The sequence below is a fragment of the Sinomonas soli genome (genome assembly GCF_054782415.1).
Genome location: NZ_BAAGSN010000006.1, coordinates 356,720 through 364,649 on the forward strand (window position 1 = coordinate 356,720; position 7,930 = coordinate 364,649).

Consider the following 7,930-nt stretch of genomic DNA (forward strand, 5'->3'; position numbering starts at 1 on the left):
GTCCATGCCGTCACTGCGGGAAGCCCAGAAGCAGCTCACGCGCGACCGGATCGTGGAGCGTGCCCTCGAGCTGTTCATCGAGAAGGGGTACGCCGCGACAACGATCGACGAGATCGCGGCGGCCGCCGGCACCACCCGGGTGACCTTCTACGCGTACTACCCCTCCCGCACGGACCTCATGAAGGACTTCATGGCCCGGGTCAACACCATGCTGGACCGCGCCTACGGGCCGAACAGCACCTCGACCGCGGCCGAGCTCGTCGACGTGGTCAGGGAGGGGAAGCTCGAGGGCATCCTGGCGTGGCTCGAGTCGCGGGCCGCGCTGTGGCCCGTCTTCCGCCCCTACCTCGACGTCCTCGACGAGGCCGCCGCCGTCGACCCCGAGGTGCGGACCATGGTCGACTCCTGGCACGAGGAGGTCATCTCGGACCTCGTGCGCGGCATGGAGCTGGCCGGCCGCTTCCAGGAGGAGACCCGGCACATCCGCGGCACGCTCGCGTTCACGCAGCTCGACTACGTGGCCACCCTGTGGACGCGCCGCAAGTACGAGCCGAACCGCGAGCACGCCCTCGAGGTCCTCGCGGACAGCTGGTACCACCTGCTCTGCGACGAGGGCTGAGCCGGCGAGGCCCCGCAGATGCAGAACACCCCCGGTCGGCAGACCGGGGGTGTTCTCGTTGTCCTTCGGACATCCACGCGCGGAGGATGGGGGATTTGAACCCCCGAGGGCGTTAACCCAACACGCGTTCCAGGCGTGCGCCATAGGCCGCTAGGCGAATCCTCCAGGTGTGCTCGCAAGAGCAGGCTCCAGAATACCCGACGGCGGCGCGAGCGCCGAATCGGGGTGCCCAGGCCGCGCACGACGACGGCGCCGTGCCTTCCGCCCGAGGCGGGCACCCGCCGTCGTGCGCACCGCCTCAGGCGTAGGAGAGGCTCAGGAAAAGCGCCCGCAGCTGCTCCCCCTCGGGGCCCGCGTACCAGGCTTTCGCTGCCCCGATGTTCCCGAAGGGCGCGTCGGTGAAGACCACGTGCGCCAGCAGGAACCCGTTGGGCAGCTCGACCGCGCCGCCTGTCGTCGCCGTGTCCGAGGCGCTGAGCGGCCCCGACTCGATGCCCATGCTGTACCACGTGCGGCCGTCCGGGGTGGTGTCCGCGTAGAAGGCGTAGACCGCCTGGCCGCGCTGGTCCGGAAGGGGCACCTTGGCCTGCTCGATGATGGTCCGGCTGCCCACGGGCCCCGCCGCCCCGCCCGCGTACATGCCGGAGTGGACGGTGGCGAGCTCGTTGCCGGTCGCGTCGCGCACCGTGGCGATCTTCGAGTCCAGGCCTCCGTCGGGGAGCGTGGGGCCCTGCGCCACGCTCACGGTCCAGCCGGCCGGGTACTCGAACGAGAGGTGCCCGTCGGGGAAGGTGAACTTCTTCAGCGCCGGGGCCGGTGCCGCCGGCGCGGGGGCGGCAGAGGGCGCCGCGCTGCTCGGAGCCGCCGCGGTCGCGCGTCCCGTGGCCGATGCGGTCGCGGACGCGGAGGCGGGGGCAGAGGCGGGTGCCGATGCCGACGCCGACGTGGTGCCGCTCGCCGATGGAGCCCCTGTTCCCCCGCACCCCGCCAGTGCGAAGGCCGCGATGGCCCCGACCATCCCGACGCCGAGCCTGCGGACCCCCGCCCGCATGGCCCCCACAGATGCGATGTTCCCCACGATCTTCCCCCTGGTGATGCTGGTGTGCGGCCCTGGGTGCGGGGCCTGATGACTGCATATCACGGGGACGTGCGGGGCCCTGCGTGTCGCGCCCGCACACGCCGCGGGACCCGATTCGGGCCTCGCCCGGAACTGGGCTACGATGGACCCCAGCCCCTCATGTGGCGTCATCCTGCTGAACTCCCCCAGGACCGGAAGGTAGCAAGGGTAAGTGGGCTCTGGCGGGTGCATGAGGGGCCTTTTCCGTACCTGTGGATAACCGGGCTGGGTGTCGGCCCCGATTGGTAGGGTTTCTGACGTGAATGCTCCAGCTGCCCTCTATCGCCGGTATCGGCCGGACACGTTCCAGGACGTGATCGGGCAGGAGCACGTCACCGAGCCGCTCATGACGGCGCTGCGGAAGAACCGCGTCAACCACGCCTACCTGTTCTCCGGCCCGCGCGGCTGCGGCAAGACCACCTCGGCGCGCATCCTGGCCCGCTGCCTCAACTGCGAGCAGGGCCCCACCCCGGAGCCGTGCGGGGTCTGCCCGAGCTGCGTCGAGCTCGCGCGCGGGGGCGCCGGCTCGCTCGACGTCATCGAGATCGACGCCGCCAGCCACGGCGGCGTGGACGACGCGCGCGACCTCCGCGAGCGCGCCACCTTCGCCCCGGTCCGCGACCGCTACAAGATCTTCATCATCGACGAGGCCCACATGGTGACCTCGGCCGGGTTCAACGCGCTCCTGAAGATCGTGGAGGAGCCGCCCGAGCACATCAAGTTCATCTTCGCCACGACCGAGCCGGACAAGGTCATCGGCACCATCCGCTCGCGCACGCACCACTACCCGTTCCGGCTCGTGCCGCCCGAGCCGCTCATGGCCTACCTCGAGCAGCTGTGCACGGCGGAGCACGTGCCGGTCGCACCGGGCGTGCTCTCGCTCGTGGTCCGCGCCGGCGGGGGCTCGGTGCGAGACTCCCTGTCCGTGCTCGACCAGCTCATGGCCGGCGCCGGGACCGACGGGATCGACTACGAGCTCGCCGTCGCGCTCCTCGGGTACACGCACGCCGCCCTGCTCGACGACGTGGTGGACGCCATGGCCGCCGGGGATTCCGGCACGGTGTTCCGCGCCGTCGACCGGGTCATCCAGACCGGCCACGATCCGCGCCGGTTCGTCGAGGACCTGCTCGAGAGGTTCCGCGACCTCATCATCGTCCGGGCGCTGCCGGACGCTGCCGAGTCGATCCTTCGGGGCATTCCCGCGGACCAGCTCGCGCGCATGCGCGTCCAGGCACAGAACCTCGGCGCGGCGGAGCTGTCCCGGGCCGCCGACGTCACCAACGGCGCCTTCAACGAGATGACCGGCGCGACCTCACCGCGCCTGCACCTCGAGCTCCTCTGCGCGCGCCTCATGCTCCCCGCGGCCGATGCCACCGAGCGGGGCTGGGCTGCGCGCGTCGATCGGCTCGAGCGACGCCTCTCCTTCGCGCACGACGGCGAACGGCCGGCCGCCGCTGGACCCGCGGCGGGCGAGCGGAACGAACCCCCGGTAGTTGAGCGGAGCGAACCCCCGGCGCCAGAGCGGAGCGAACCCCCGGTAGTTGAGCGGAGCGAACCCCCGGCGCCAGAGCGGAGCGAGCCCCCGGTGGTTGAGCGGAGCGAAGCGGAGTCGAAACCCGCCTCCCAGCCAGCCCCCGCGGCGCCAGAGCCCAGCGACCGCCCGGCGGCTGCGGGCGGCGACGCCGAGCCCTCGGGCCGCCCGGCTCCCGAGGCGCAGCATGGCGGCGCGGGCAGCGTGGAGATGTTCCGCCGCGCCTGGCCGGACATCCTCGACACCCTCGCGAAGGTCAAGCGCAGCACCTGGGCGCTCGTGGGACCGAACGCGTCGGTCGCCGGCTTCGACGGCCGTACCCTGGCGCTCGCCTTCGGCACCTCCGGCCTGGCCTCGGCCTTCAGCCGCGGCGACCACTCGGCGAACCTGCACACGGCGATCACGTCGGTGCTCGGCGTCGACTGCCAGATCGACGCCGTCACGGGCGGCAACGGCCCGGGCGCCCCCGCCGCGGCAGGGGGCGGGCAGCGCCCAAAAGCGCCCGCTGAGCCGCGTCGGGGCACGCCTGCGCCCGAAACCGCCCCGCGCCAGGAGACGTCCATCCATGGTGCGGCCGAGCCGACGGCCAGCACCGCACCCGCAGAGCCTGCGGACCCGTCCTCGGCCGGCCCCGCTCCGTCCGCTGCGGACATCGCCTGGGGCCTTGCGCCGGGACCTCAGCCCGCGCCCTCTGCGCAGCAGGCTCCCGCCCAGACACCGCCCGCACCGGCCTCGGCCCCCCAGGCTCCGCGGATGCCCGCAGCCCAGGGCCCGCGTCCCGCTGCGGCGACTCCCCAGGCCGGGGCCTCCCCGCGGGACTCGGCGCCCAGGGACCCCGCGCGGCAGGATGCTGCCGTGGGCCGCCCGGCGCCCCCTGCCCCGCGCCCTGCCGCCGCCACCCCCTACGACGACATCCCCTTCTCCGATGAGGAGCCGCCCGGCGACTGGGACGAGCCGTACCCCGAGGATGACGGACGCCCCGCTCCCAGGCGCGCCGCCCAGTCCCCCGCGCCCGTGGCCCGGCCTCAGGCACCGGCCGGCACCGTCACTGGCGCACCCGCCCAGGAGCGCCGAGCACCGCGGCAGGAGACCCCCGCCGGGGCCCCGAAGGATCCCTGGGCCTACGCCCGGGAGAGCACCCCCGGCGTCTGGACCATCGGCACCGAGCCGAACACCCGCGCTGGGGGCGCTCCCGCGGAGGCCGGCCCGGCGTCGTCGTCCGCACCGGGCGCGCCCTCGGCACCGGGCGGCGCGGCGGTCGCCGCCCAGCCGGCGTACGAGCCCGCCGCGGCCCAGCCGCCCCAGCGCGCCGCCTCCGGCCAGCCGGACGCGGGCCGGAAGCTGAGCATGTACGAGCGGCTCAGCCGCAAGGCCGCCGCGGAACAGGCGCAGGCCCAGCCCCAGCAGGCGCCGCAGCGGGAGTACGTCGAGGACATCGCAAGCGCGGACGACGAGACGATCGAGCACTCCGCCCTGTTCGGGCGCGCGGCCGTCGAGCGGGTCCTGGGCGGAAAGCTCATCGAGGAGCGGGGCCTGGACGGCACTGTCATTCCCCCGCGGTAGCGTAGTGGGGTGTATGAAGGCGCAGTCCAAGACCTGATCGACGAGCTCGGCAGGCTCCCCGGCATCGGCCCCAAGTCGGCCCAGCGGCTCGCGTTCCACATCCTGGAGGCCGACACGGAGGACATGAAGCGCCTCGCCGCCGCGATCGTGGGCGTCAAGGAGCGCGTGAAGTTCTGCCAGATCTGCGGGAACGTCTCGGAGCAGGACACGTGCGCGATCTGCCGCGACCCCCGCCGCGACCCCAGCGTGATCTGCGTGGTGGAGGAGTCGAAGGACGTGCTCGCCGTCGAGCGCACGCGCGCCTACCGGGGCCGGTACCACGTGCTCGGCGGCGCCATCAATCCGATCGCGGGGATCGGCCCGGACCAGCTGCGCATCCGGGACCTGCTCACCCGGCTCAACGACGAGCAGGTCACCGAGATCATCCTGGCCACGAACCCGAACCTCGAGGGCGAGGCCACGTCGACGTACCTGGCGCGCATGCTCAAGTCCATCGGGGTCAAGGTCACCCGCCTCGCCTCCGGGCTCCCCGTGGGCGGCGACCTCGAGTACGCGGACGAGGTCACCCTGGGCCGGGCCTTCGAGGGCCGGCGCAGCGCCATCGGCTGAGCGGCGGGCATATTAGCGCACCAGCAGTTCATGACAGAGTGTTAAGCGCCCGCGCCGAGCTGACGCATGCTGGATCCATGAGCACTGCACGCACGTCCATCCCGGTCCTCGACCTCTCGACCGCGAGGGGCGTCGACGGCGCCTTCACCGCCGAGTTCCTCGACGCGCTGCGCGACGCGACCCACAGCGTCGGCTTCTTCCAGATCGTCGGCTACGGGGGCCGGCCGGGCCAGGACCAGGAGCTCCTCGACACGGTCGCCGAGTTCTTCCGTATGCCCCTCGAGGACCGGCTCGCCCTCGACAACCGCAACTCCGCCCAGTTCCGCGGCTACACGCGTCTGGGCACCGAGGTGACCCGCGGCCGCGCAGACGCCCGCGAGCAGATCGACTACGGGCCCGAGCGCACGCCGCTCGAGCACGTCCCCGACGACCGGCCCTACCTGCGCCTCCAGGGGCCGAACCAGTGGCCCGCAGCCTTCCCCGCCCTCGAGAAGGCCGCGATGGAATGGGCCGAGCTCATGTCCGCGGTCGGCGCCGAGCTCCTCTCCGCGATCTCCGTCTCGCTCGGGCTGCCCGAAGACCACTTCGCGGAGCCCTTCGCCGGCACGCCGGCGTGGATGGGCAAGCTCGTGCACTACGTCGGGACCGGAGTGGTCCCCGAGGCCGGCCAGCAGGGTGTGGGCCTCCACGCCGACTACGGCTTCGTCACCCTGCTGCTGCAGGACCAGGTCGGCGGCCTCGAGGTCCAGCCGTACGGGCAGGAGGAGTGGATCGACGTCCCGCCCACGCCGGGCGCGCTGGTGGTGAATCTGGGCGAGATGCTCGAGGTCGCCACGGACGGCTACCTCATGGCCACGATCCACCGCGTCACCGCGCCCCCGGCCGGGGTGGACCGCTACTCCGTGCCGTTCTTCTGGTCGCCGCGCCTGGACGCCGTGATCGACAAGGTCGAGCTGCCCGCCGACCTCGCCGCCCAGGCCCGCGGTGTCTCGGACGATCCCGACAACCCCATGCTGTCCTCCTACGGCGAGAACGTCCTCAAGGGGTGGCTGCGCGCCCATCCGCAGACCGCGCGGATCCACTACCCCGAGCTCGCGGGGTAGCGGTCACAATTCACCCGGGTCTGGGGCCGAAGCGTAAACTGGCTGGGACCCCTGAAGTGTCTAGCCCCCCTGTGAGTGTGCCCGCATGTCGTTGCCCCTCGAAGTGCCTGCCCGGCAGCTGATCGTCCAGAAGTTCGGCGGCTCCTCCGTCGCGGACGCGGACGGCATCAAGCGGGTGGCCCAGCGCGTGGTGGAGACGCAGCGCGCCGGCAACGAGGTCGTCGTCGTGGTCTCGGCGATGGGCGACACGACGGACGAGCTCCTCGACCTCGCGTCCGAGATCACCGACAGCGCCCCGGCGCGAGAGATGGACATGCTCCTCTCTGCCGGCGAGCGCATCTCGATGGCGCTCCTGGCGATGGCCATCACCCAGCTCGGCGCGCGGGCGCAGTCGTTCACCGGCTCGCAGGCCGGCATGATCACGGACGGCATCCACGGCAAGGCCCGCATCATCGACGTGGACCCGCACCGCGTCCGGACGGCGCTGGACAAGGGCAACATCGCGATCGTCGCGGGCTTCCAGGGCATGAGCCGCGAGAGCCACGACATCACGACCCTGGGCCGCGGCGGCTCGGACACCACCGCAGTGGCGCTCGCCGCCGCCCTCGCCGCCGACGTCTGCGAGATCTACACGGACGTGGACGGCGTCTACACGGCCGACCCCCGGGTGGTCCCGGCCGCGAAGAAGATCGACCGCATCTCGAGCGAGGAGATGCTCGAGCTCGCGGCCTCCGGCGCCAAGATCCTCCACCTGCGCTGCGTCGAGTACGCGCGCCGTTTCGGGGTACCTCTACATGTGAGGTCCTCGTTCAGCCAGCATGAGGGGACCTGGGTGCTGCCCAGCCCCGATGACAAGATCACCATCAGCGAGGGAGTCGCCTTGGAACAGCCCATCATCTCCGGCGTCGCGCACGACCGCTCCGAGGCCAAGGTCACCGTGGTGGGCGTCCCGGACATCCCCGGCAAGGCCGCCGCGATCTTCCAGGTCATCGCCAAGGCGCACGCCAACGTCGACATGATCGTGCAGAACATCTCGACGTTCGGGCGCGGCAAGACGGACATCTCGTTCACGCTCCCCATCGTCGAGGGCGCGGACGCGCTCGAGGCGCTCAAGGCGGCCCAGGGCGAGATCGGCTTCGAGGACATCGAGTACAACGCCGAGATCGGCAAGCTCTCCCTCATCGGCGCCGGCATGCGCTCCAACCCCGGCGTGTCCGCAACGTTCTTCCAGGCGCTCTCGGATGCCGGGATCAACATCAACATGATCTCGACCTCGGAGATCCGCATCTCCGTGGTCACGCGCGCCGACCTCCTCGACGCCGCCGTCCGCGCGATCCACTCGGCCTTCAACCTCGACGCCGAGTCCGAGGCCACCGTCTACGGCGGCA

Annotated in this window: 7 protein-coding genes, 1 tRNA gene and 1 other RNA gene; 7 read left to right on the top strand and 2 right to left on the bottom strand. The window is 72.2% G+C overall.

The annotated features are described in order from the left end of the window. Positions 1-4: 4 nt before the first annotated feature. A complete protein-coding gene (locus ACYVKZ_RS07295; protein WP_460991428.1) occupies positions 5-619 on the top strand; it encodes a TetR/AcrR family transcriptional regulator in 615 nt (204 codons plus the stop codon). A gap of 80 nt (positions 620-699) precedes the next feature. Here the strand turns inward: ACYVKZ_RS07295 and ACYVKZ_RS07300 are convergent. Both ACYVKZ_RS07300 and ACYVKZ_RS07305 read right to left on the bottom strand, forming a co-directional pair. Further along, a tRNA-Ser gene (locus ACYVKZ_RS07300) sits at positions 700-784 on the bottom strand. Positions 785-917: 133 nt separating this feature from the next. After that, entirely contained in the window at positions 918-1,358 is a 441-nt protein-coding gene (locus tag ACYVKZ_RS07305; RefSeq protein WP_460991429.1) for a hypothetical protein, read from the bottom strand. A 52-nt stretch (positions 1,359-1,410) separates the two neighbouring features. On the opposite strand from ACYVKZ_RS07305, the gene ACYVKZ_RS07310 reads away from it, so the two are divergent. The 6 genes from ACYVKZ_RS07310 to ACYVKZ_RS07335 form a co-directional block, all read left to right on the top strand. Beyond that, positions 1,411-1,746 (top strand): hypothetical protein, encoded by a 336-nt coding sequence (locus ACYVKZ_RS07310; RefSeq protein WP_460991430.1) that lies wholly within the window; start codon positions 1,411-1,413, stop codon positions 1,744-1,746. 99 nt (positions 1,747-1,845) lie between these two features. Beyond that, positions 1,846-1,942, top strand: an RNA gene (gene ffs / locus ACYVKZ_RS07315) — signal recognition particle sRNA small type. Between the two features lie 53 nt (positions 1,943-1,995). Next, complete coding sequence (locus ACYVKZ_RS07320; RefSeq protein WP_460991431.1) at positions 1,996-4,830, top strand: DNA polymerase III subunit gamma and tau; 2,835 nt, start codon at positions 1,996-1,998, stop codon at positions 4,828-4,830. Between the two features lie 9 nt (positions 4,831-4,839). Further along, positions 4,840-5,439, top strand: a complete 600-nt coding sequence (recR, locus tag ACYVKZ_RS07325; RefSeq protein ID WP_460991432.1) for a recombination mediator RecR — start codon at positions 4,840-4,842, stop codon at positions 5,437-5,439. A gap of 77 nt (positions 5,440-5,516) precedes the next feature. Then, the gene (locus ACYVKZ_RS07330; RefSeq protein ID WP_460991433.1) at positions 5,517-6,542 is read left to right on the top strand and encodes an isopenicillin N synthase family dioxygenase; all 1,026 of its coding nucleotides are present in this window, start codon (positions 5,517-5,519) and stop codon (positions 6,540-6,542) included. 85 nt (positions 6,543-6,627) lie between these two features. Continuing rightward, positions 6,628-7,930 (top strand): aspartate kinase (locus tag ACYVKZ_RS07335; protein WP_460991434.1); only part of this gene is annotated, 1,303 nt, incomplete at its 3' end.

Excerpts from the sequence above, each read along its gene's own strand:
- ACYVKZ_RS07330 (WP_460991433.1), top strand. The coding sequence starts at position 5,517 with ATGAGCACTGCACGCACGTCCATCCCGGTCCTCGACCTCTCGACCGCG.
- ACYVKZ_RS07295 (WP_460991428.1), top strand. The coding sequence starts at position 5 with ATGCCGTCACTGCGGGAAGCCCAGAAGCAGCTCACGCGCGACCGGATC.